Genomic DNA, 21944 nt, shown 5'->3' with positions numbered 1-21944 from the left:
ATAAAAGGGTACCTCCTTGACTCTAAACTCTCTAGGCAACGAGCTCGTCGTCGATATAGACCCGCGCCGTCGCGCGCAGCCCCGCCACCAGCATGCATAGTGACAGGACCATGAGGCCCATCAGCACGGCAGTCCAGTTGCCGGTGGCGCCACGCACGACGCCAACAAGCAACGGCACGAGCCCCGCGAGGATGTAGCCGCCGGGCTGAACGAAGCCGGACAAGCGCGCAGTGGTCAGCGCGCTGCGCGTCCGGGCGGTGAGTAGAGCCAGCGCCAAGGGGAAACACATGCCGCCGATTCCCATGAGGGATGCCCAGGCCAGCGGGGCAGCGTCGGCAGCCAGCAGCACACCGGCCCATCCTGCACACGTGCACAGGGCTAGCACCACGGGCACAGGTGCCAACCGGTCCAGCCGTGAAATGAGCCACGGCATGATTACACCGCCGGCAATGTTAAACACACCGATAATGGCTAAGGCCACGCTGGCCGTGTTCTCCCCCACGCCTGTGTCCACGAGCATGCGCGGCAACCAGCCCATCTGGACATAGGCCATGGTGGATTGCAGGCCAAAGAAGAAGAGCATGGCCACGGCAGTGGGCGAGGTGTACATGGGGCGCGGGGTGTCAGCGCCATCGACTGCGCCTTGTGCTACATCGCGACCAGCGCGCGGCAGCACCACGCCCCACGCGATGAGCTGAGCGACCGCCGGCAAACACCACACCCACAGTGCGCCTTGCCAAGTCTTCTGGGTCACCGCGGACAATGGTCCCAACGCGCTGGAGACACCCAACATCGTGGTGTACGTCGTCATGAGCGCTACCAGCGTGCGGCCAGAGCCGTGCTGTTTAATCCACGCGGGAAGCAGGACATTCGCCAACGCAATTCCCGCCACCACGCACAAGGTCAGCGCGACGAACAGCGGGAAGCTGTCTACCCACGGGCGCAACGCCAACCCCACAACGAGCGAGAGCGTTCCGGCTGCCAAAGTCCGGCTTAGTCCCACGCGGCGCGCAATGGGAACGGCGGCAAGGCCCATCACAGCAAAGCACAATCCAGGCAGCGCAGTGAGAAGACCCGCGGCGCCGGAACTAATACCAAAGTAGTCTTGGATTTGCCCTAAAACCGGCGCCACTGACGCAATGCCGGATCGCAAATTCACCGCCGTGAGGCACACGACGGTGAAGAGCAAGGCAGGCGCAAGAGTGCGCCGGAACGCCTGACCCATCAAACTATTTCTGAACTGGGGCCCACTCCGGGCCGGTCTCACCGAGCTCAGGGTCAAGTTTGGCCACGAGTGGCTTCGGCTTCTGCAGCACCGTGCCGGGGGTGACATCGATGCGCTGCCACACTGCCTGCTGGCCCGTGTAATCACCCGTGATGATCGGGTACGGGTGGTTCTCCGGTGGGAGATTCACGCCGACGAGCTCAACCGGAATATCGTCAACGACGTCCTCAACACGTGGCTGCGCGGCCCACTCGCCCTCACGGCCTAGGGTCTCGTGCACCTTCTGCGCGGTAAACGGCAGAAAAGGTGTGAGCATGACGTTGCAGTCAGACACCACCTGCAGTGCTGTCCACAGGACGGTGGCCAGACGCTCGCGCTGGGTCTCATCCTTGGCCAGCTTCCACGGTTCCATGGCGGCAACGTAGGCATTGGCCTCACCGACAACGTGCATGATGGCGGTCATGGCCTGCTTGAACTTGGACTGCTCGAGGAACTCCGCGGCGGTGGCGAAGGTCTCCTCAGACAGCGCCAAAATATCCTTATCGGCCTGTTCCAGAGCGGCCGGTGCAGGTACTTCGCCGAAGTTCTTGAACGCCATGGACACAGTGCGGTTGACCAGGTTGCCCCAGCCATTCGCCAGCTCATTGTTGATACGGCGGACGAACTCATCCCAGGTGAAGTCGGTGTCATTGTTTTCAGGTCCAGCCACCGCAATGAAGTAGCGCAGGGCATCCGGACCAAACTCCTTAAGGAAGTCCTTGACGTAGATGACCACGCCCTTGGAGGAGGAGAACTTGGATCCCGACATAGTCAGGTACTCCGAGGAGACGATTTCCGTGGGCAGGTTCAACTCACCATACGCGTGTACCTCGCCGCCCTTGGCTCCCTTGCCGGCATAACCCAGCAACTGGGCTGGCCAAATCTGAGAGTGAAAGGTGATGTTGTCTTTGCCTTGGAAGTAGTAGTGGCGAGCCTCCGGGTTCTGCCAGTACTGCTTCCACGCATCCGGGTTGCCGGTGCGGTGGGCCCACTCAATGGAGGAGGACAGGTAGCCGATGACGGCATCGAACCACACGTATAGCTTCTTCGCGCCGTTGTCCTGCCAGCCCTCAACCGGAATTGGAATACCCCAGTCAATATCGCGGGTCATGGTGCGCGGGCGCATATCCTCCAGCAGGTTGAGGGAGAACTTCAGTACGTTCGGGCGCCAATCCTCACGGGTCTTGAGCCACTCCTCAAGCGCATCCTTGACGGAGGGAAGGTCGAGCAGGAAGTGCTCGGTCTCAATGAATTCCGGTGTTTCGCCGTTAATTTTGGACACGGGGTTGATGAGGTCCACCGGATCGAGCTGGTTGCCACACTCATCGCACTGGTCACCGCGGGCACCATCGGCGCCACAAATAGGACAGGTGCCTTCAATGTAGCGGTCCGGCAAGGTACGGCCCGTGGAAGGTGAAATGGCACCCTTGGTGGTTTCCTTAATCATGTAGCCGTTCTCGTAGAGACCCTTGAACAGCTCCTGCACTACCGCGTAGTGGTTGCGCGTGGTGGTGCGGGTAAAAAGGTCATAAGACAGACCGAGCCCAGCCAAGTCGGTAACAATCTGACGGTTGTAGCGGTCCGCCAGCTCGCGGACGGTCACGCCTTCCTTGTCCGCCTGAACGAGCAGCGGGGTGCCGTGTTCATCGGTACCGGAGACCATGAGAACATCATTTCCGCGCATTCGTTGGAAGCGGGCAAACACATCTGAAGGAACGCCGAAGCCCGCCACGTGTCCGATGTGGCGGGGTCCGTTGGCGTAAGGCCAAGCAACATTAACGACAACTGTCTCAGTCATGCCCTCTACTCTATCGAACACCCCCTCACCGTACGTGCAGTGAGGGGGTGTAAAAAGAGCGCGCAGCGAGGCGCTTGACGGGCGATTCTTCGCCAGGGCTTTAAGCGTTAGTGCTTCGGCTTGTGCTGGCGGCGGCGCTCCTTGTAGGCCTGTTCGCGCTGGAACTCGCGGTGCAGACGACGCTCACGAGCCAGCTTGCGCTGGAAGGCCTGGGATTCGCGGTATTCCTTGTAGATGACGTCGTTGCTCAAGTCCTTGTAGATAGCAAACATGAGACCGACGACGATGAAGAGGAAGGGCAGGGCTGCCACGATAGTGACATTCTGCAGGTTGGACAGGGAATCCTCGCTCGAGAGCAGCAGGGTCAGGCCAACCGCCGCGGTGAGCACGCCCCAGACAGCGGACAGCCACGGCTTAGCGGTGGTGGCACCAGACTGGGACATGGAACCCATGACGGTGGACGCGGAGTCTGCCGACGTAATGAAGAAGGTAGCCAGCAGGATTGCGGCGACGATGCCAGCGATGAAGCCACCAGGCAGGTTCTGCAGTAGGTTAAACAGCTCCTGCTCCGCGGAGTCACCAGAGATGGAATTGCCATTCTGCTCCATATGAATGGCGGTGCCGCCGAAGATGGCGAACCATACGGTGGACACACCAGCCGGAACGAGAAGCACGCCGATGCAGAACTCGCGTACGGAGCGACCGCGGGAAATGCGGGCCAGGAACATGCCGACGAACGGGGACCACGAGACCCACCACGCCCAGTAGAAGATGGTCCACGTGGATAGCCACTCACCAGCAGTACCGTTGTTGGACTCGGCGGTGCGAGCGATCATCTCGGTGAAGTTGGCCAAGTAGTTACCAATGGAACCAGGGATCTGGTTGAGAATCGTCACCGTGGGGCCCAGGATGAACACGAAGATGGCCAGTAGGGCAGCCAGGATCATGTTGGCGTTGGACAGGTACTGAATCCCCTTACCCACACCGGACATCGCGGACAGGATGAAGGCTAGAGTCAGCACGAGCACGATGCCAATGACCACGCTCTGGGAAGGATTCTCAATGAGGCCGGACGCCTCAAGGCCCGCCTGGATCTGGGTAGCGCCGAGGCCCAGGGAGCAGGCGGTACCGAAGACAGTGGCGAAGATGGCCAGGATGTCAATGATCTTGCCCACGGCACCGTCAGCATTGCGCTGACCGATGAGCGGCACAAAGGTCTGGCTCAGCAGCTGTTTGCGGCCGATGCGGAAGGTGGAGTACGCAATGGCCAGACCCACAATGGCGTAAACCGCCCATGGGTGCAGCGTCCAGTGGAACATGGCAGTGGCCATGGAGGTACCGACTTCATGTTCACCGTGGCCGGGAACGCCGTTCTTGAAGTAGTTGAGTGGCTCGGACGCACCATAGAACATCAGACCAATGCCCATACCGGCGGCGAACATCATGGCAATCCACGACACCGTGGTGAACTCGGGTTCTTCATTAATTTCACCCAAGCGGATGGTGCCGAACTTCGACAATGCGATGAAGAGCACGAAGACGACGAAAATGGTGCCGAAGAGCACGTAAGCCCAACCAAAGTTGTTGACCACGAAGCTCAACGCGTTGCTGGCGAAGGTACCGAAGTTATCCGGTGCGGCCAGTCCCCATGCCACGAAGGCGGCGACGAGGATGCCAGCGAAGCTGACGATGGTCCAATCGATTGGCGAGTCAATACCGCCGGGGCCAAAGTCCTCCTCCGCCGTGTCCTTCTCTTCTGCCGGTACCGCGTGGGCGTCTGGGTTGAAGGACCTGTTGTTCAGCATGTCCTGAAGCTGGCTCGTGGCCGAGGCAGCCTCGAGGCGCTCATCAACGGTATGGTATCCATCCGCCGCGTTCGGGGAGCTAGCTCCGCGTGGAACGGCCGACGGCCCCTCCGTGTCCGTTAGATTGTCTACATTGGTCGAGTCTGTCATAGCTTCAGACCTTGGTGTTATGCCACCAACTAGTCAACCTGCAAGACAGGTAAAATGCACTGTACCCCGCCGTTATGCCTGGAGTGGGCGCCCCAGCCTGCGCTTTCCGACGTCTCCCCAATCCCCGTTTCAGACCATCATCCACCTGCGACTGCGCAGCTGACGGCGGATTTTAGGCCAACGCACAGAGCAAACACAGGCGAGATCTATAACGAAGCAATAACAATTGACGTAAAAGAGACTGTGCTCACCATCATGTGTCAGTGCTGGACAAGCCCACATTCACGGCCACTACTCGTCGCGGGCAGCAAGATACGCGTCATACACCTCGCGGTTTGACCACTCGGTACCGGCGGCCACCTGCTTGCACGCATCCTTAGCGCGCACACCGCGATCTACTTCGGCGCGGACCTGCGCGACGAGCTCGTCCAGCGAGGCCGGTTCGGCTGCGCCGCCTTCGATGACCACGGTGATTTCTCCTCGCGCATTCTCTTCGGCCCACTCCGCGAGCTCGCCCAAGGTGCCACGCTTAATCTCTTCGTAGGTCTTCGTCAGCTCGCGGCAGACGGCAGCGCGGCGTTCGGCGCCGAGGATTAAGGAGGCGTCGGCAAGCGTCTGCGCCAGGCGGTGAGGCGACTCAAAGAAGGCAATCGCGCGGCGCTCACCGACCAAAGACTCCAGCCACGCTTTTCGGGGTCCAGGTTTGCGGGGAGGGAAGGCATCGAAAAGGAAGTGCCCGACGCCCAGGCCCGAGAGCGCCAAGGCAGTAGGCACTGCTGATGGTCCGGGAAAGCATGTGACCGGAACACCTGCCTCCACTGCAGCATCCACAATGGAGTGGCCAGGGTCGGACACAAGCGGCATGCCGGCGTCTGACACGACGAGGACCGTGCCCGTGCGAGCAGCGTCCACGAGCATACGGGAGCGTTCCGCCTCGTTGTGGTCAAAATTGGAGACCACCTTGCCGCGGATCTCCGCCCCTAAGGCAGCGGCCAGATTGCGCACGCGGCGGGTATCTTCCGCGGCAATAATATCGGCGTGGCTCAAGGCCTGAATGAGGCGTGCGGACGCATCACCAGGATTGCCCAGGGGTGTCGCGGCGAGAATGACACCGCGCGGCAAAGGTTCAAGCTGAAGACTCATACTCCCCAGCATGGCACACGCACGCTAAACTCTTCCGAGTGAGTATCGCAGAGTCCATCGCCCGACCCGTCCGACAGGACCGCACGGCTGTGTCCGGCCGTCATACCCGCCCGGCACCACCCGTACCTCGTCCCTACGTGTGGACCCGTTCGGACACGATCAGTACGGCCATTATCGCCGTGTTGGCGTTCATCACGCGTTTCGCGGGCCTTACCAGCCCTGTGTCTGAAGGAACCCCGGTCTTCGATGAGAAGCACTACGTTCCTCAAGCCTGGGACATGGTCACCAGCTGGCACAACCTCTTTTTGGGCGGCATCGAATCCAATCCCGGATACGGCCTTGTGGTGCACCCGCCGCTAGCCAAGCAAATTGTGGCGCTCTCCGAATCAGTCTTTGGTTATACACCGCTGGGCTGGCGTTGTATGACCGCACTCTTTGGCGTCGGTACCGTGCTGCTCACCATGGCACTGGCTCGCCGTCTTTCTGGTTCCTGGCAGGTAGGTTTCCTGGCGGGTCTCCTAGCAGTGTGCGATGGTGTGCTGCTGGTGTCCTCGAAGTTCGGCATGCTCGATATCTTCCAGGTCTTCTTCGTCGTCGCTGCCGCGTGGGCGCTAGCGCGCGACCACCAGCAGATGCGTGAGCGTCTGCACACCGCCTTTGTGAACGGGACGATGGGAACGTCCGACTTCGGCCCGCGTTTTGGTTTCCGCTGGTGGCGCTTCACCGCCGGCGTTTTCTTGGGACTTACTCTGTCGGTGAAGTGGTCAGGCCTGTACTACATCATGTTCTTCGGGCTCATGAGCGTCTTTTCCGATCTGGCCCTACGCCGCCTTTACGGTGTTCGCCGCTATGTCGTGGGCACCCTGATTCGCGATACCCCGGCGGCACTGGCCTCCCTTGTTGCTGTGCCGGTAGCACTCTATGCGTGGTCATGGCGCGCGTGGTTCGCCGATGAAACTGCTGTTTACCGTCACGCCAAGTTCGACGGCACCATTGAGGAGGGGTCCTGGCTCCTTCACCTCCCCGAGCCTCTTGCCGGCTGGTTCTACTACCACACCTCTGTGCTGGAGTTTCACGCCTCGCTGACGTCGTCCGGCGGCCACAGCCACCCGTGGGACTCCAAGCCGTGGGCCTGGCTGGTGGCGGCACGCCCCATTCTCTATTACTCCTCCACCGACCTCACCTGCCGGGGTGGAGGCGAGTGCCGCAAGATGCTGTTCCTCTTCGGTACTCCCGCCATTTGGTGGCTGGTTATCCCCGCTGTGTTGTGGGGTCTGTGGTCGCTCCTCGTGCGCCGCAACCGAGCTTTCCTCATTCCACTTGTGGGTGCGGCCGCTGGTTTCTTGCCGTGGCTCATGGTCTTTGACCGTCAGATGTACTTCTTCTACGCCACAGCCTTCATCCCCTTTGTCATCGTGCTTATCGCCCTTGCTTTGGGCCAGATGATTGGTCGTGGACGCGAGCTCACGTGGCCGTGGATTACGTCGCTCTTTGGCTCCGCGGTTCCACTGGGCACCTTCCTCACAGTGTGTTATGCCGCGCTGGTGGTAGCCATGTTCGCGTACTTCTCCCCCATCCTCTACGGATTCATAATTCCCGAGTCCTGGTATCAGTCGATGATGTGGCTGCCGTCGTGGACCTAGTCCCTAACGGGGGCTCGCCGTGAGCGTGCGGTAGACATCACGCAACACAAACCCGCGGTCTGCGGCCCACGCCCAGCCAAGCCCGGCAGCAGCCAGGCCAGTAGCGACGAGAATATAGATCTGTCCAGCGCCCACGGTGCCCAAGGCGAAGTCGCGCATGGTGAATCCACAGAGGAAGGCAAACATGGTGCAGGCCACCGGCAATAGGCCAGGGGCCGATGCCGGACGCCATGCGGCAAAACCTAATCCACTAGCCAGACCGAAACGCAGAGCGGCTGTTTCCATGAGCAGGCGGGCGCGCTCTGGGTCCGCGCCTTCCGCTAGGGTTCCCTCTGTGCCAGTGGTGGTCAGGCCGGAAGCACTCACCACAACCACGACGGCCCATACGAGAAGAACAGCGGACAGGGCACCAAGGCTTACCCGTGCCAGCGTTAGTGACGCCTGACGAGCACTGGAGGCGCGCTGCCATTCCGGTTCCACACCGGCGAGGATCACTTCAGACAAATCTCGGGGTGGTGCCCCAGCCGGTTCCACTTGACTCAGCGACCGCGACAACGCAGCAGCCTTATCCCGGAATGCAGCACACTCCGCACATCCAGAAACATGGGCATCGATAACGTCTGGTGACAATTGAGGGACTTCACCATCAAGCTGTGCGGAAATAGCCGCCTGCACCTGCTCATGCGTCAGCACGGCTCAACACTCCATCTACGCTGGCGCGGCCGGAGCCGAACACGACGATCATGAGCAGGGACACGATGAGGACCAACGGATACTCGATGCCGCCATCCGCACTGAAGAGCCCATTGCCCAAGTGCACAAAATACAGGGCGCAGGCCATAAGAAGTGCTAATGCACCTGCCACAAATGTGGTGAGCAACCCCACGACGAGGGCCGCCCCACCAATCATTTCCGCAATGCTGGCCAAGTAGGCCGACAGCTGCGGCTGCGGAATGCCCAGTGCAGAAAATTGTCCGGTGGTTTCATCCATACCGGTAAAAAACATTTTGTCCACGCCGTGTGCCACAAAAATGATTCCCAGCACTGCGCGGAGAATGAGCAGTGCGGCATCGCGAACGGCGGGTCGATTCATGCTTCATAGACTACCCTGGATGCCCACTGCCCCACGAAAGGACTCCCACACCATGTGCACTTGGCTCACCGTGGATTCACCAGTTGGCCCGCTTACCCTCGTCGCGAGCGCTCAGGGCTTGTCCCACGTGTATTTTTCTTCCGAGGAACCGGTCCTCAACACGGCCACGAAAGCCACTCATGCCACGGATTCTGCGCTTGCCCACAACGATCAGTGTGAGGACACAGCGTTGACGGTGCTCAACGACGCCTCCCGGCAACTCGCCGAGTACTTCGCCGGGAACCGAAAGAGTTTTGAGCTGCTTGTCGACGTCCCCACTCCCCCACTCACCTTCCGCAGCCGCGCCCAGCATGCGCTAAGAAGCATTCCCTATGGCACGCGCTGGACGTATGCCCAGCTAGCCCAGGCAGCGGGAAGCGAAGGTGCGGTACGTGCAGCGGGTAGTGCCTGCGCCACCAACCCGCTGCCCATCGTAGTTCCCTGTCACCGCGTGGTGCGCGCGGACGGTCACATTGGCGCTTACCGTGGCGGCCCAGAAACCAAGAAATTCCTCTTAGAGCTTGAAGAACGCCACAGTCGAGAGCTCTCCAGCGGGAACCGTTGAGAGGTGTGCGCAGTCTAAGAAGGTATGACTGTTACAGAGATGACACCACCTACAGCTGAGATGACGAACGATACGGGACTTGTTTATGACGAAGAGGGCCGCGGCCGCCCTGCATGGGCAGTGGCCTCACCGCTCCTCAAGCACTATTACGACACGGAATGGGGTATGCCCATCCACGAAGAATCGGCGTTGCTGGAGCGCCTATGTCTCGAGGGCTTTCAAGCTGGATTGAGCTGGGAGCTCGTGTTGCGCAAGCGGGAGGCTTTTCGCGAGGCCTTTGTTGGATTTGATGCGGATTTACTCGCCAGCTTTGGTGACGAAGAAGTTGAACGCCTCATGGACAATGAGCGCATTATCCGCAACCGGCTGAAGATTACCTCTGTGCTCACCAACGCCAAGGCCACGGTGGCCTTACGTGAGGAGGGTGGACTCGATGAGTTTATATGGAGCTTCCTCCCCAAGGACACCATCGTCCCCGAGCGAGAGGAGGACATCCCCAAATACACGCAGGAAGCTCAAGACATGTCCAAGGCTCTCAAGAAAGCCGGCTTCAAATTTGTCGGCCCTGTGATCTGCTTTTCTCTTATGGAGGCCATCGGGATGGTCGATGCCCACCTCGTAGGCTCACACCGCCGAGGAACCTCCGGAATCTGGCCGGCTTAACTAGCCCCTCAGAGGTATCCGAGTCGCCCGAGGTACCAGACGTGATGGAGGATTAAGAGCCGGCTAGTCCTTAGGAGTTAACCTACGCGGCGCGCAGCGAGGTCATCACGGCGTTGACGTGGTGAGCTGTGGGGTCCGTCAAAGCCGCCATCGCTATCGTCCTCGTCATAGACCGGCAGGTAGTCGAAATCGGGGCTTTCATCGTCGATTTCCAAGACGAGTGCGCCCGGTCGGCGAAGGTTCGGTGGCAGGGACTCAGCGGGGTTGTCCGCGTTCCGCACGCCAAGGCGTGCGCGGCGCAAGTGGTAAACACGGCGTCGCAGCAGCTCCTGCTCGCGGCGCACCTGGGAACGCAAAGCTACCAAGTAGATAAAGGTAATGGCACCCGTAATGCCGGCGAACCACCACGTCCATCCACCCACCACGATGCCGAGGCACACAGTGGCTACCACGGCGATGGCCAAGCCAATGAGCGTGCGCTGGCGGCGCTGATAGCGAGTTGCCGAGGCTTCCTTCTCCTTGACGGGGTCCCAGCCGCCGCGTCCGAGGCGGCGTTGAGCGAAAGCAAGCTCTTCCGCAGACAGTTCAGTATCGGAGTCACTAGCCGCCTGCTCGTCAGCGTCGGAGTCCGCCGTGATGGTCTCGCTCATGGGTAGGGCAACGCCAGACTCAACGGCGTCCGATTCCCCGGCCTCCACAGCGCCGTCAGAATCGGCTGCTGCATTGGCGCCGTCGGCCACGCCTGCAGCGTCCGCCCCATCGATAGCTCCTGGATACAGAAGGTCCACCGGTGAAGTGTAAGTTTCATCGTGTGTGTAAGCGTCTTCAGCCACGGATGCATTAGCTGGAACCGTGAAGACCTCAGCTTCAGAAGAATCAACGCGATCAGCGTCGTCCTCAGCGCCCTCTGCGTCTTCTATACGCTCTTCATCCACGATGACATCGTCGTCATCGTCCTCATCTCCATCATCGGCTTTCGCGTCAGCCTGCGCAGCGCTAGCAGGCACCGCCTGAGCATTGTCCGCAACATCCACGCCAGAATTGCTATCGATGTCGTCCACAGGCTCTGTGTCAGACTCAGAGGCAGCTTCGACAACTTCACCGTCGATAGTCGCGGCAACAGCATCAGCATAATCCGCCTCCCCGTGGGAAGACTCAGCGAACTGAGAGTGATCCGCAGCGGGATCATCAGCAATCACTAGTTCATAATCAGCATCTGCGTCGTCGGCTGCACTATAGCTGCTCGGACGCACATCTTCTTTGCTTAGTCGGGGCTTGCGGCGCCCGGGAACCGAACCGGAATCGCCCTCAAAAAGCACACGGGTCTCTTCGAATGCCTCACCAGTGTGGCTCATGGGGCGCTGGGAGCGCAGCAGCCAAGGGGCAAGGATGAAAAGCCACACCACAATGACGAGGATGATAGGCACAGTGGTCATCATGAGGAAGGGTCCCACTTTCCAGGGGTCGACGAAAAGGGAGTACAACTAGGCCCCCACTCTAGCCGCCTACGGGCACACTTCGGGCATTGTCAGCCGCAAAATTACAAGGTTGTGACTTATGTGAAAGCAGAGGTAGTTAAGCTTTAGACAACTCGGCCGGCAGCCCTAAGACGCTCCACAGCGCTGGATGCAAAGTCTTCCCGATTAAGCGCCAAGAAGTGATGATCACGCCACGCACCGTCAATATGGAGATTGCGACGCAGGAAACCTTCATCTCGGAAGCCGTTATTGTGCAGCACCTTGCCGGAGGCAGGATTTTCTGGGAGGTACGTCGCGGTGACGCGATGCAAGCCAACGCGGTAAAAGGCATGATCCACACCCAAGGCACAGGCGGCGGTAGCGATGCCAGCGCGGTGTACACCCGAATGCACCCAGTAGCCAATCCAACATTCACTGACCCCGCCGTGCTGAATATTGCCTAAGGTCAGCTGGCCACGAAAATGACCATCGACCTCAATGACGAGGGGAACGACCGTCCCTGAGCGTGCTGATTCACGCAAGAACATCAAATGGTTCCACCAGGCGGACTGGGAGTGCGCGGAGGTCCACTCTGTCGGAAGCGTCGGTTCCACGGGTTTGAGGAAATCACGGTCCTCAATGCGCTGCTGACGCCACGCGCTACCGTCGCTGCGCAGCAATGGACGCAGCCGAACGTTCAGGCCCTGAGGGAAAGCCGTGGTGCCTCGCATTCTTAGTGACGGCGTGGCCTCCGGCCAGCCAGGGTGGTCAGGATTGACCGCGCCGCTGGCAGGGCTCGACAGCCGCCCAGCGGCGGTTCCAAAAGGATCGAGCATGGGTCCTAGCTGCGTTGGGTTAGGAACATGACGTCAACGACATCGCCCGGGCGAATCTCCGTCACGTCCTCGGGAATACGAATCATGGCGTTGGCCTCGGACAAACCGGCGAGCAAGTGGGCTGGCGCGCCCGAGGCACCGCCGAGGCCTTCCACCAGGTAATCGGACGTTTCCGCATCTCGCATGAGACGTGCCCGAATAAATCCACGACGACCGGGGCGGGATTCCACATGGTTAAGTACGCGTGCTCGTACCACGCGGCGTTGGCCGGAGCGCTTGCCCAGCGAGAGTTTGATAAGCGGGCGAACGAACACTTCAAAAATGACGAGAGCCGAGACCGGATTTGAAGGCAACAAGAAGGTAGGAATGCGCTCCTCACCCAAAAGGCCAAAGCCCTGAACTGAGCCTGGGTGCATTGCGACGCGAGAGGTATCGACAACACCCAGCTCATCTAGGACCTCACGGATCTCCTCCGCGCCGGCACCGCCCACGGCACCTGAAATGACTAGGACTTCGCTGCGCGCCAGATAAGTCTCTAGGGCTTCGCGCACGCGGCGCGGTTCGCCTGCCGCAATACCCACGCGCTGTACGTCAGCTCCTGCCTCTTTCGCGGCAGCCGCCAACGAATAGGAGTTGACGTCGAAGACTTGGCCTAGGCCAGGTTCGCGATCAATGTCGACGAGCTCTTTGCCGTAGGACACGATGGTCACGCGCGGGCGCGGATAAGCCAGAACCTTGGAACGGCCCACTGCGGCGAGCAATCCAATCTGTGCTGGCCCCAGGATGGTTCCCGACGACACCGCCACGTCACCCGGCTGTATATCATCGCCTACTCGGCGCACGAAATCACCCGAACGCACTGGACGATGTGAGGTGACGCGCTTGCGTCCGCGGTCAGACCATTCGAGTGGAAGGACGGCGTCAGCCAACGTCGGCAACGGTGCACCCGTATAGACACGAACCGCCTGCTTGGGCTGCAGGCGTAGCGGCTGGCGGGAGCCTGCAGGTACCTCGCCGACCACAGGCAGCGAGCGCTCGATCTCTGGCTCCGTAGCAGAGCCATCGGCGTCCTCCTCAGACGGTCGCGAGCGGGCCTTGAGTGCTCGTTCGCCTCCCACGTCGACGGCACGAACAGCATAGCCGTCAATCGCTGCCTGCGGAAATCCCGGCAATGGTTGGTTGGCCTGCACCTCCTCGGCGCATTTGAGGCCCAGAGCATTCGCGATAGCGATGCGCACCGGTTCTGGAGTCACCGCTGCATCAAGAATGAATGCCATCTGGTCATCGACCGAACGCATATACCGCCTACCTTTGCTGTGGGCTCTTCAGGGATGGACTAAATCATAATGTGCAGAGGCTAACCCTTCAGGCCGTTCTCTGCCTCGTACTCATCCAGGATCTGCTTAATCGCCTTGTACAGCGCCGGACCGTACTTCTCATCTCGTAGACCAAAATCAACGTTAGCTGGGATATAGCCGCCTGGGTTACCCAAGTCATGGCGCTTGCCTTGGTGTACCACGACGTGAACCGGGTGACCTTCGGTGATAAGCAGCTCGATAGCATCCGTGAGCTGCAGCTCGCCACCCTTACCGGGCTTAATGCGGCGCAAAGCATCAAAAATCTTGCGGTCGAGCAGATAGCGGCCAGTTGCCACGAGATTCGACGGCGCGTCCTCGGGGTCGGGCTTTTCCACCATGCCGACAACCTTCTTGACTCCCGGGACATTGGTGTCTTCCACATCAAAGACGCCGTAATTAAAGGTCTCTTCGCGGGAGACCTCGAAAGCACACAGCACGCTGCCGCCTAGTGCAGCTCGCACGCGTGCCATCTCCCCCATGACGGTGGCAGGCAGAACAATGTCATCCGGCAGCATGACGGCGAAGTACTCCTCGTCATCATCCAAAACGGATTCTGCCAGCCCCACCGCGTGTCCCAAACCCAGCGGCTTTTCCTGAGGGACGGAAATGGGGTGAATTAGTTGGGCAGCGCGCTTAACCTTTCCTACCTGCTCGTCTTTACCGCGAGCATCAAGTGTATCGACGAGTTCAGGAAACTCCTCGAAGTGACGCATCACTTCCTGTTTGTTCGGTGCGGTGATAACAGCCAGGCGCTGGGCGCCGACGGACGCGGCTTCCTCCGCGATCAGCTCAATACCCGGCGTATCAACGACGGGGAGCAGCTCCTTCGGCACAGTCTTAGTGGCGGGCAGAAAGCGGGTGCCCATGCCGGCAGCGGGAACAACAACCGTGGCGATTCCCGTCGGGGAATCCTCATGTGCAATAGCCATAGATTCCAGTTTACAATGCACCCTCCGTGTCACTGCACTGCGCTACGCAACCATTCTATGATTTATATCCATGACAACTTCCGCTAAGGATACTCTCAGAGCTCAGCTTCTCCATGCCCGACGCACACGTAGTGCCGAGCAGCGCGCTGAGGATAATAAAGCCTGGTGTAAAGGGGTACGCGCCCTGCTGACTCCCGAAATGACCGTCGCGGCTTACTATCCACTGGGAACTGAGCCCGGTGGCTCCGAGTTTGTGGAGACTATCAAGGCTGCCTGCGCGGAGGTATATCTGCCCATCTCCGCGCCGAAAGGCCTACTGCTGTGGACGCGGTACGACGGCCCAGACTCCATGCGTCCCGGCGCGCTTGGCATTGCGGAGCCCCAAGGCGAGCGCCACTCAAGTGCGATTCTGGCTACGGTGGATCTCATCCTGGCACCGGCCATGGCTGTGAGCCCCTCCGGCATGCGACTCGGTAAAGGTGCCGGCTACTACGACCGCGCCCTCAGCCCGCTTCCCACTGGGCACCCACCGGTTGTCGCGCTCGTGCACTCCACAGAGGTTCGCGAGGTTCCTTTTGAGAAGCATGATCGCCCTGTGGACGGCATCCTTACCGAGCGCGAGATGCACTGGATATAGAGCTCTGGGAATAGCGCTCTGGGAACCGACTGGTGCTAATCCCAGTCTAAGAAGGCATGGACCTTCTCCAGCTTCTACGCACACCAGGCCACCGACGCAGCGTGCTCCTGCGCCGCGTACTGGCCTGCGTCCTGCTCGTGGCCGCTGGCCTCAGCGCTGTGGCTTCAACGCGTGAGCAGCCCCGCGCCATTGTCATGGCTCGAGAGGTCAGCGCAGGTGAGAAACTCACCCGTAATGATGTCTCCCTGGCTCGCGTCCCTTCCTCCCTACTTCCCGCCACTGCTGTGGGCGGCACCCCAGATGACGTCGTGGGCCGAGTGCTCCTAGCATCTGCCAGTCCAGGAGAGATTCTCACGACGACGCGCCTACTGAGCTCAGACCTCATCGCAAACTTCGGCATGGAGGATGCCCATCTCATCCCACTCACATTGGCTGAACCCGAGATTGCCTCCAACCTGCACCACGGCGATACAGTCAATATCGTTGGCGGAAGCACCGGCGAGGAAGAAACGCTGGGCTTTGAACATTCGGCTATACATGGTTCAACTATCGCTAGCGGTGCCCGTGTAATTTCCGTTGGCACAAGTGATGACGGCGCGCGGGGACGCACATTGCTCGTTGCGCTACCAGCTGATGCTGCCGAAGCCGTCGCGGCGGCCTCCCTAGCTCAGCCGCTTACGGTCGTCATTGTGGGCGACCGAGCACACAGCTGACCTCAACTGTGATAATCAGCTCGTTTAGGTGCGCCGCTGTCTCTACATCTTGCTGGCATCACCACAATCAGACTACGGTAGCTCTGTCCACCCAGGCGCCACAGCCCAACAGCGCAGACGCTGCTGCCGGCACCGCGCCGCCACGTGGCCTCTCAACACACAGTAGTTTTCCACTCAGCCTCGCTTCCCCCTAGCGTTTGCCCACTGCCGCACCGATCGCCCTGCGTTCGAGCGCCTCAGTGAGGCGCGAGGCTATAGCAGATAAGGACATTTCCATGCTCAAGGGCTTTAAAGATTTCATCATGCGCGGCAACGTCATCGAACTGGCCGTAGCAGTCATCATCGGTTCTGCCTTCACCGCCATTGTCACCGCCGTGACGGATCACCTCATCCAGCCGCTCATCAACTCTTTCGGTTCTGCAGACATGGGTGCCCTCGGCTTCGCTATCACTGACAACCCAGACACCTTTCTCGATTTCGGTGCAGTGATCACCGCCGCCATCAACTTCCTCATCATCGCTGCTGTGGTCTACTTCGGCATCGTTGCTCCGATGAACGCTCTGACCGAGCGCGCTAAGCGCCGCCAGGGTGTGGACCCGGAGGAAGCTGCCCCGACCACCGAGCAGCTGCTGAGCGAGATCCGCGACCTTCTCGCTGCTGAGAATGGTGGCACCACCACGACCACCAAGTAGGTTCGACCGTTCACAAGCTTTCAAGCTTGTTGTAGGGCCGGCTCTTTCTCCGCGAAGGGGCTGGCCCTCTTCTGCTTCCTAGGGCAGCAGCCTTCTCTGAGCTTGTAACTCTTGTGTCCCTTGCCCCTCTAGCCCCCTATTGAGTGGAACCAAAGTGTGGCGGCATATTCTCGCGGTAAAAAGCTTCCCCGGTGGGATCGTCATCGCCGCCCACGGCCGCCGCTTCATCGAAGGAGACACTTCGTAGTTCATCTTCTCCCCCATCGCTCTCGGTAGTACGAGCACCTGCGGTGGGGGCATCAAAACTGCGGTCATAATTCTCCGCAGTGGACGGGCGCTGCGCGCGACGGCGACGGCGCGCAGGACGCTGCTCAGATTGTGCCATTAGACGCTTGACTTCTGGAGCTGGTCAACAAGGTGGTGCACCAACGGGGTCAGCGTGGCCATACCGTCGCGCACAGCGGCGCGAGAGGAGGCCACATTCACAATTACGGTGGAGCCAGACACACCAGAGATTCCGCGGGACGTACACGCATCCACTGCTCCACAGGCCTGGCCGGAGGAACGCAGTGCCTGTGCAATTCCGGGGACCATCTGGTCCAACACCGCCCGAGTAGCTTCCGGAGTCTTATCACGCGGGCCCACGCCGGTACCGCCAATCGTGAGGACAAGATCCACTCCACCGACAACACCAGTCTCAATGGCCTGGCGAATCTTGGATTTCTTCGAGCGAACAATCACCGCACCATCGACGGTGAAATTGGCTTCCGCCAGCAGCTCACCTGCCAAGCGGGAAGTATCTTGTGCAGTGTCATCCGGATGGTCCGTAACGATGACGATAAGCGCGCGGCGCGGCGCCTGGAGGCTCTGTTCTTGTTCACTGGCGAAAAGGAACGCATCATCGGGTTCGTTGACGTCATCCAACTCGTGGGGGGCGTCGCGTCCCAGCAAGTCTGTGGTGTCGGTTGTCTCTGCCAAGGCGGTGTCTCCTTAAGACCGAAGGCTTAGTGTCGTCTCGGTGTTGTTTTGCGTCGTCTCTATGTCGGGCGTCTGGTGGTCGCTACGCGGCCTAGAGGAACAGAGGCTTCTAGGCCGCGCGGTTATCTGTAAACTTACTCGCTCGCCAGCGTTACCTCTACCTTTCGCGAATCTTCACCGTCTCGGCTCGTCACCTCAAGAGTGACGGTCGCACCAAATTCCTGCGAGCGTGTTGCCGCGATGAGGGAATCAGAACTCTCAATGAGACGGTCATCGACACGAGTGACAACATCGCCTGACTTCAGCCCCGCCTTATCCGCTGGACTATCGGGGTCAACCTCAACGATTTCAGCGCCATAGACATCGCTTTGTGCTCGTACCTTCACACCCAAAGTGGGGTGCTTCACTTTGCCATTGTTAATGAGCTCATCGGCCATACGCTTGGCAAAGTTTGACGGGATGGCAAAGCCCAGACCGATAGAACCGCCTTCTGAACCCGTACCACCCGACAGCGAGGCAATCATCGAGTTCATACCGATGATGTTGCCTTCCATGTCCACCAATGGACCACCTGAGTTGCCGGGGTTGACCGCGGCGTCGGTCTGGATGGCGTCGATAAGCGATGACTCACCGCCCTCCTGTGAAGCACGTACCGGACGGTTCTTCGCTGAGACGATGCCAGACGTCACCGTTGCATTGAGTCCCAGCGGGGAACCCACTGCCACGACTTCCTGACCCACAGCTGCTGAGTCGGAATCACCAAACTGGAGGAAAGGGAGATCCTTGGCGTCATCAATCTTGATGACTGCAACGTCCGTCGTGGCATCCGACGCCACAAAAGTCGCGGTGTGGTGTGAACCGTCATTCATCGTGACCTCAAGGCGTCCGCCTTCGTCAGCACCGGCAACCACGTGGTGGTTAGTCAATACGTAGCCGTCCGGGGAGATGATAGAGCCAGAACCTTCAGCACCACCTGAACGAGTGATGCTGAAGATGGATACCACTGCAGGCAATACCTTCGATGCGACGTCCTCCACAGAACCTGCTGCAGGTTCTTTGCCGGTACTGTTGGCCACCGGCTGATTTTGCAGAACCTCGTTGACGGTCGAGGTGGAGTCGCCATTAGTGCCCACCGCACCCACGACAGCGCCGGTGACACTTCCAACTGCCACTGCTCCCACGAGCATCATCGCCAGTGCCGTGCCCAATCCCACCTTGCGCTTGGGCTTATCTTGCTGCTCATTCGGCACAATGTGCACACCAGATGCTTGCTGGTTCTGAAGTGTCGACTGAGGAATCTCGAATCCGCGACCAGCGTAAGGTTGCTGGGTCTGGGGACGCTGTCCGCCAAAGCCATAGGTGCCGCCGTTGTACGGCCCCTGGTTGTTGGCGGGTGTCTGGCCACTGTACGGGGCCTGGGGGGTGCGGGATGCTGGCGAGGACGGAGCTCCCGTTGCGCCCTGGTTCATCTGGTTCATGTGGTGGCCGCCACTCGGACGGTTACCAAAACCGTTGGAGCTTTGTGCGCCTTGAGCATCAGTGCGGGGCTGGTTCCAACCAGTAGACTCGCTTCCCGCGTGAGTGCGGCGGGGATCCTGCGAGTTATCCATGTTTGAGTTCCTCATGTTCATGCCATCTAGTGTGCCCTACTGTGCTGGCGTAGATCTGTAGCTGCACTGCTTTTCTGCTACGAGATGCTGAACATTTCCTGTGTGCAATGAACTGGGATGGAACACCCAAACTAGCCTTGGTTGAACCAGCGCTCCGCGAAGATCTGACCACGGTCAGCAGAGTTCGCTGCCTGAAATTCATTGGGCTGCTCTTCGAGGCCATCCACCATGGCATCGCCCTCGACCGGATAGCCGGGCAAAATGACCTCCATACGTGTACCGCCATCAGCGGATTCCTTGATGGTGATGACGCCATTGTGGCGCTCAACAACGGCCTTGACGATGGCCAAGCCCAAACCGGAACCCGGCATCGAGCGAGCCTCCGCGGAGCGATAAAAGCGTTCAAAGACCTTTTCGCGCTCTTCCGGAGCAATACCTGGACCGGAGTCGTCGACACGCAAACACACCTTATCCTCTGCCACCTGGCGCATGGATACGCGTACCGTGCCGGTGGGCGGGGACCATTTAGCGGCGTTGTCCATGAGGTTGAGCGTGGCGCGCCCCAAGGCGAAGGGGTCACCGTCAAGCCCCCACGGGATAAAGCGCACACGGAAGTCAACGTCTGGGCGGCGACGGCGAGCACGGTTGAGGGAGTTTTCCAGAACCTCATGAAGTTCGACTGGTTCTGGCTCCTTCTCCGTCGCATCCTCGCGGGCAAGGTCCACGAGGTCACCAATAAGCGTGGAGAGCTCTGACATCTGCGCCATCACGTCTTCTTCAAGGTCACGGCGATCTTCGTCGCTAATTCCGAAGCCGCCACCAGACTTGTTCAGCATCATGAGCAACTCGATGTTGGTACGCATCGAGGTCAGCGGGGTCTTAAGCTCATGGCCGGCATCCGCGACAAACTGGGACTGCTGCACACGTGCGTGCCGGAGGGCACTCAGCATTCGGTTGAAGGACACCGTCAGCTGCGCCATCTCATCGTTGCTCACAACTTCAATCGGGCGCAGGTCGTTGGTCTGGGTGACGTAATCCACGGCGCGCTTGAGGCGTGCAATCGGCTGCATGCCTGTCTTCGACACCACCATGCCGGCAAAAATGGCCAACAATACACCGAAGGCCACAATCATGAGCAAGGCGGAGCCAACAGCAGAGATCAACTCTTCGGTAGGCTTTAGGTCTTGCGCCAACACCACTGCGGCCCCGCCATCATGAATCCTGGCCAAGACACGCTCGCCGCCCACCGTACGGATGGAAGTCTCCGTAGTGTCACCATCACGCTTAAAATCGCCGCCAACTGGAAGCGCATCGCCATACGCAAAGGTTTCCGATGCCGGGGAGATAGACACCCGCGTGTCAGGGTTATAGAACTTGAATGACGCGATCACCTGGTCAATGTTGTCGACAAAGCTCGGGTCCTGGGCCTGGCGAATCAACACACCGGCCTGCTGGTCCATGTGCTTGTCCACGCTGGCGGTCATCGACACTGCTACCAACCAGTACGTCACCAACGTCGTGACCGCCACAGAGACGGCTACTACGACACCGGTAACGAGAGAAAGGCGCCATCGCAGTGACGCCCGTGAAGCCCACCCGCGACCGGGTGTCATGGCTACCTCAGTGGTAGCCGATGAAGCTTCAGAAGGCACCGCGGGAGGCGCGGGCCTTCGGAGAATCACGCGGTGGCCTCCCTCATCACGTAGCCCACGCCACGCACGGTATGGATGAGTCGGGGTTCGCCATCTTCTTCAGTCTTCTTACGCAGGTAACCAATGTAGACTTCCAGCGCATTGCCCGAGGTCGGGAAATCGTAACCCCACACCTCTTCGAGGATGGTGTTGCGGGAAAGCACCTTGCGGGGGTTCTCCATCAGCAGATGCAACAGAGCGAACTCCGTGCGGGTCAGAGAAATCTGACGGCTGCCACGAGTTACCTCACGTGTATCAGCATCGAGTTTCAGGTCCTCAAAGCTCAGCTGAGTCTCGACCGGCTGCTTGGAGCCAATGGAGTCAGCTGCCGCACGGCGTACCAAGGAACGCACTCGGGCAAGGAGCTCCTCCAGCGCGAAAGGCTTGGGCAGGTAATCATCGGCGCCTGCGTCAAGGCCGGCGACACGGTCAGAAACGCCATCGCGAGCGGTCAACACGAGGATTGGACGGTCCCAGCCTTCACTGCGCAGAGTGCGGCACACCTCAAGGCCGTCCATGTTCGGCATCATGACGTCGAGGATGAGCAATTCAGGGTTATCCCGGTGCACTGCCTCAACAGCCTGTACACCATCGGCAGCCAACGCTACATCGTAGCCATTGAACTTCAAGGATCGGCGAAGCGATTCGCGTACGGCTTGCTCATCATCCACGACTAGAATCTTCATAGAGCCAATTATGACTTATGAAGGGCATTTTCACGAAGCGAAGAGAATTTTTTCGCCCCCTTATATCCCCCCTTAAGGGAAAAAGTCACATCCTCTTCCATTGCACGGACGTTAACAGGCTCTTCCGGTTTCGGGGTGCGTAGCGGGGTGAAGTAGAACACTGCGGGTTTAGCGGGTCACCACAACATATAGGG

The 21944-nt window shown here is 59.7% G+C and carries 21 protein-coding genes; 6 read left to right on the top strand and 15 right to left on the bottom strand.

Going from position 1 to position 21944, the window contains the following annotated elements; genetic code table 11:
- Positions 1 to 31 precede the first annotated feature (31 nt).
- The 4 genes from QP922_RS12425 to rsmI all read right to left on the bottom strand — a co-directional run bounded on the left by QP922_RS12425 (position 32) and on the right by rsmI (position 6160).
- The gene (locus QP922_RS12425; protein WP_070671592.1) at positions 32 to 1225 is read right to left on the bottom strand and encodes an MFS transporter; all 1194 of its coding nucleotides are present in this window, start codon (positions 1223 to 1225) and stop codon (positions 32 to 34) included.
- 4 nt (positions 1226 to 1229) lie between these two features.
- Complete coding sequence (gene metG, locus QP922_RS12420; protein WP_070671590.1) at positions 1230 to 3062, bottom strand: methionine--tRNA ligase; 1833 nt, start codon at positions 3060 to 3062, stop codon at positions 1230 to 1232.
- Between the two features lie 107 nt (positions 3063 to 3169).
- Entirely contained in the window at positions 3170 to 5017 is a 1848-nt protein-coding gene (locus QP922_RS12415; RefSeq protein ID WP_284809832.1) for a BCCT family transporter, read from the bottom strand.
- A 291-nt stretch (positions 5018 to 5308) separates the two neighbouring features.
- A complete protein-coding gene (rsmI, locus tag QP922_RS12410; RefSeq protein ID WP_070671586.1) occupies positions 5309 to 6160 on the bottom strand; it encodes a 16S rRNA (cytidine(1402)-2'-O)-methyltransferase in 852 nt (283 codons plus the stop codon).
- 44 nt (positions 6161 to 6204) lie between these two features.
- Here rsmI and pmt point away from each other — a divergent pair, with 44 nt between their 5' ends.
- Positions 6205 to 7803: a protein O-mannosyltransferase gene (gene pmt, locus QP922_RS12405; RefSeq protein WP_502869619.1), complete on the top strand. Its 1599-nt coding sequence runs from the start codon at positions 6205 to 6207 to the stop codon at positions 7801 to 7803.
- Between the two features lie 3 nt (positions 7804 to 7806).
- Here pmt and QP922_RS12400 read toward each other — a convergent pair whose 3' ends face one another.
- Together QP922_RS12400 and QP922_RS12395 are read right to left on the bottom strand one after the other, a co-directional pair.
- On the bottom strand, positions 7807 to 8496 hold the full coding sequence (locus QP922_RS12400; RefSeq protein ID WP_284809830.1) for a zf-HC2 domain-containing protein: 690 nt from the start codon (positions 8494 to 8496) through the stop codon (positions 7807 to 7809).
- Positions 8483 to 8896, bottom strand: a complete 414-nt coding sequence (locus QP922_RS12395) for a DoxX family protein (RefSeq protein ID WP_039674551.1) — start codon at positions 8894 to 8896, stop codon at positions 8483 to 8485. Before QP922_RS12395 ends, QP922_RS12400 begins: the two co-directional genes overlap by 14 nt.
- A 19-nt stretch (positions 8897 to 8915) precedes the next feature.
- On the opposite strand from QP922_RS12395, the gene QP922_RS12390 reads away from it, so the two are divergent.
- The gene (locus tag QP922_RS12390) at positions 8916 to 9500 is read left to right on the top strand and encodes a methylated-DNA--[protein]-cysteine S-methyltransferase (protein WP_284809828.1); all 585 of its coding nucleotides are present in this window, start codon (positions 8916 to 8918) and stop codon (positions 9498 to 9500) included.
- Between the two features lie 24 nt (positions 9501 to 9524).
- Positions 9525 to 10163: a DNA-3-methyladenine glycosylase I gene (locus QP922_RS12385; protein ID WP_284809826.1), complete on the top strand. Its 639-nt coding sequence runs from the start codon at positions 9525 to 9527 to the stop codon at positions 10161 to 10163.
- A gap of 77 nt (positions 10164 to 10240) precedes the next feature.
- Here QP922_RS12385 and sepX read toward each other — a convergent pair whose 3' ends face one another.
- From sepX to QP922_RS12365, 4 genes are all read right to left on the bottom strand, one after another.
- Positions 10241 to 11602, bottom strand: a complete 1362-nt coding sequence (gene sepX / locus QP922_RS12380) for a divisome protein SepX/GlpR (protein ID WP_284809825.1) — start codon at positions 11600 to 11602, stop codon at positions 10241 to 10243.
- A gap of 143 nt (positions 11603 to 11745) precedes the next feature.
- Entirely contained in the window at positions 11746 to 12456 is a 711-nt protein-coding gene (locus tag QP922_RS12375; RefSeq protein WP_070671575.1) for a GNAT family N-acetyltransferase, read from the bottom strand.
- Between the two features lie 5 nt (positions 12457 to 12461).
- Positions 12462 to 13754, bottom strand: coding sequence for a molybdotransferase-like divisome protein Glp (gene glp / locus QP922_RS12370; RefSeq protein WP_284809822.1), 1293 nt, complete (start codon positions 13752 to 13754; stop codon positions 12462 to 12464).
- A gap of 59 nt (positions 13755 to 13813) precedes the next feature.
- Positions 13814 to 14743 (bottom strand): UTP--glucose-1-phosphate uridylyltransferase, encoded by a 930-nt coding sequence (locus tag QP922_RS12365; protein ID WP_070671571.1) that lies wholly within the window; start codon positions 14741 to 14743, stop codon positions 13814 to 13816.
- Positions 14744 to 14813: 70 nt separating this feature from the next.
- Here QP922_RS12365 and QP922_RS12360 point away from each other — a divergent pair, with 70 nt between their 5' ends.
- The 3 genes from QP922_RS12360 to mscL all read left to right on the top strand — a co-directional run bounded on the left by QP922_RS12360 (position 14814) and on the right by mscL (position 16785).
- Entirely contained in the window at positions 14814 to 15380 is a 567-nt protein-coding gene (locus QP922_RS12360; RefSeq protein WP_070671569.1) for a 5-formyltetrahydrofolate cyclo-ligase, read from the top strand.
- Positions 15381 to 15436: 56 nt separating this feature from the next.
- A complete protein-coding gene (locus QP922_RS12355; protein WP_284809821.1) occupies positions 15437 to 16093 on the top strand; it encodes an SAF domain-containing protein in 657 nt (218 codons plus the stop codon).
- A 275-nt stretch (positions 16094 to 16368) separates the two neighbouring features.
- Positions 16369 to 16785: a large conductance mechanosensitive channel protein MscL gene (gene mscL / locus QP922_RS12350; protein ID WP_070671565.1), complete on the top strand. Its 417-nt coding sequence runs from the start codon at positions 16369 to 16371 to the stop codon at positions 16783 to 16785.
- Between the two features lie 136 nt (positions 16786 to 16921).
- Here mscL and QP922_RS12345 read toward each other — a convergent pair whose 3' ends face one another.
- From QP922_RS12345 to QP922_RS12325, 5 genes are all read right to left on the bottom strand, one after another.
- Positions 16922 to 17170 carry a hypothetical protein gene (locus QP922_RS12345; RefSeq protein ID WP_070671564.1) on the bottom strand — a complete coding sequence of 83 codons (249 nt, stop codon included), beginning with the start codon at positions 17168 to 17170 and terminating at the stop codon, positions 16922 to 16924.
- On the bottom strand, positions 17170 to 17763 hold the full coding sequence (locus tag QP922_RS12340; protein WP_070671562.1) for a MogA/MoaB family molybdenum cofactor biosynthesis protein: 594 nt from the start codon (positions 17761 to 17763) through the stop codon (positions 17170 to 17172). Before QP922_RS12340 ends, QP922_RS12345 begins: the two co-directional genes overlap by 1 nt.
- 134 nt (positions 17764 to 17897) lie before the next feature.
- Positions 17898 to 19394 carry a S1C family serine protease gene (locus tag QP922_RS12335; RefSeq protein ID WP_502869618.1) on the bottom strand — a complete coding sequence of 499 codons (1497 nt, stop codon included), beginning with the start codon at positions 19392 to 19394 and terminating at the stop codon, positions 17898 to 17900.
- Between the two features lie 110 nt (positions 19395 to 19504).
- On the bottom strand, positions 19505 to 20986 hold the full coding sequence (locus QP922_RS12330; protein WP_246817056.1) for a HAMP domain-containing sensor histidine kinase: 1482 nt from the start codon (positions 20984 to 20986) through the stop codon (positions 19505 to 19507).
- Positions 20987 to 21051: 65 nt separating this feature from the next.
- Entirely contained in the window at positions 21052 to 21750 is a 699-nt protein-coding gene (locus QP922_RS12325; protein ID WP_070671558.1) for a response regulator transcription factor, read from the bottom strand.
- Positions 21751 to 21944 lie beyond the last annotated feature (194 nt).

Origin of the sequence: Corynebacterium sp. MSK218 (genome assembly GCF_030232655.1) — a bacterium.
In the GTDB taxonomy this organism is placed as follows: domain Bacteria; phylum Actinomycetota; class Actinomycetes; order Mycobacteriales; family Mycobacteriaceae; genus Corynebacterium.
The sequence above is the reverse complement of the archived record's forward strand: the minus strand, read 5'-3'. Positions and strand labels throughout refer to the sequence as shown.

Excerpts from the sequence above, each read along its gene's own strand:
- QP922_RS12425 (WP_070671592.1), bottom strand. The coding sequence starts at position 1,225 with ATGGGTCAGGCGTTCCGGCGCACTCTTGCGCCTGCCTTGCTCTTCACC.
- metG (WP_070671590.1), bottom strand. The coding sequence starts at position 3,062 with ATGACTGAGACAGTTGTCGTTAATGTTGCTTGGCCTTACGCCAACGGA.
- QP922_RS12415 (WP_284809832.1), bottom strand. The coding sequence starts at position 5,017 with ATGACAGACTCGACCAATGTAGACAATCTAACGGACACGGAGGGGCCG.
- rsmI (WP_070671586.1), bottom strand. The coding sequence starts at position 6,160 with ATGAGTCTTCAGCTTGAACCTTTGCCGCGCGGTGTCATTCTCGCCGCG.
- QP922_RS12395 (WP_039674551.1), bottom strand. The coding sequence starts at position 8,896 with ATGAATCGACCCGCCGTTCGCGATGCCGCACTGCTCATTCTCCGCGCA.
- QP922_RS12390 (WP_284809828.1), top strand. The coding sequence starts at position 8,916 with ATGCCCACTGCCCCACGAAAGGACTCCCACACCATGTGCACTTGGCTC.
- QP922_RS12385 (WP_284809826.1), top strand. The coding sequence starts at position 9,525 with ATGACTGTTACAGAGATGACACCACCTACAGCTGAGATGACGAACGAT.
- sepX (WP_284809825.1), bottom strand. The coding sequence starts at position 11,602 with ATGATGACCACTGTGCCTATCATCCTCGTCATTGTGGTGTGGCTTTTC.
- QP922_RS12375 (WP_070671575.1), bottom strand. The coding sequence starts at position 12,456 with ATGCTCGATCCTTTTGGAACCGCCGCTGGGCGGCTGTCGAGCCCTGCC.
- glp (WP_284809822.1), bottom strand. The coding sequence starts at position 13,754 with ATGCGTTCGGTCGATGACCAGATGGCATTCATTCTTGATGCAGCGGTG.
- QP922_RS12365 (WP_070671571.1), bottom strand. The coding sequence starts at position 14,743 with ATGGCTATTGCACATGAGGATTCCCCGACGGGAATCGCCACGGTTGTT.
- QP922_RS12360 (WP_070671569.1), top strand. The coding sequence starts at position 14,814 with ATGACAACTTCCGCTAAGGATACTCTCAGAGCTCAGCTTCTCCATGCC.
- QP922_RS12355 (WP_284809821.1), top strand. The coding sequence starts at position 15,437 with ATGGACCTTCTCCAGCTTCTACGCACACCAGGCCACCGACGCAGCGTG.
- mscL (WP_070671565.1), top strand. The coding sequence starts at position 16,369 with ATGCTCAAGGGCTTTAAAGATTTCATCATGCGCGGCAACGTCATCGAA.
- QP922_RS12345 (WP_070671564.1), bottom strand. The coding sequence starts at position 17,170 with ATGGCACAATCTGAGCAGCGTCCTGCGCGCCGTCGCCGTCGCGCGCAG.
- QP922_RS12335 (WP_502869618.1), bottom strand. The coding sequence starts at position 19,394 with ATGAACATGAGGAACTCAAACATGGATAACTCGCAGGATCCCCGCCGC.
- QP922_RS12330 (WP_246817056.1), bottom strand. The coding sequence starts at position 20,986 with ATGACACCCGGTCGCGGGTGGGCTTCACGGGCGTCACTGCGATGGCGC.
- QP922_RS12325 (WP_070671558.1), bottom strand. The coding sequence starts at position 21,750 with ATGAAGATTCTAGTCGTGGATGATGAGCAAGCCGTACGCGAATCGCTT.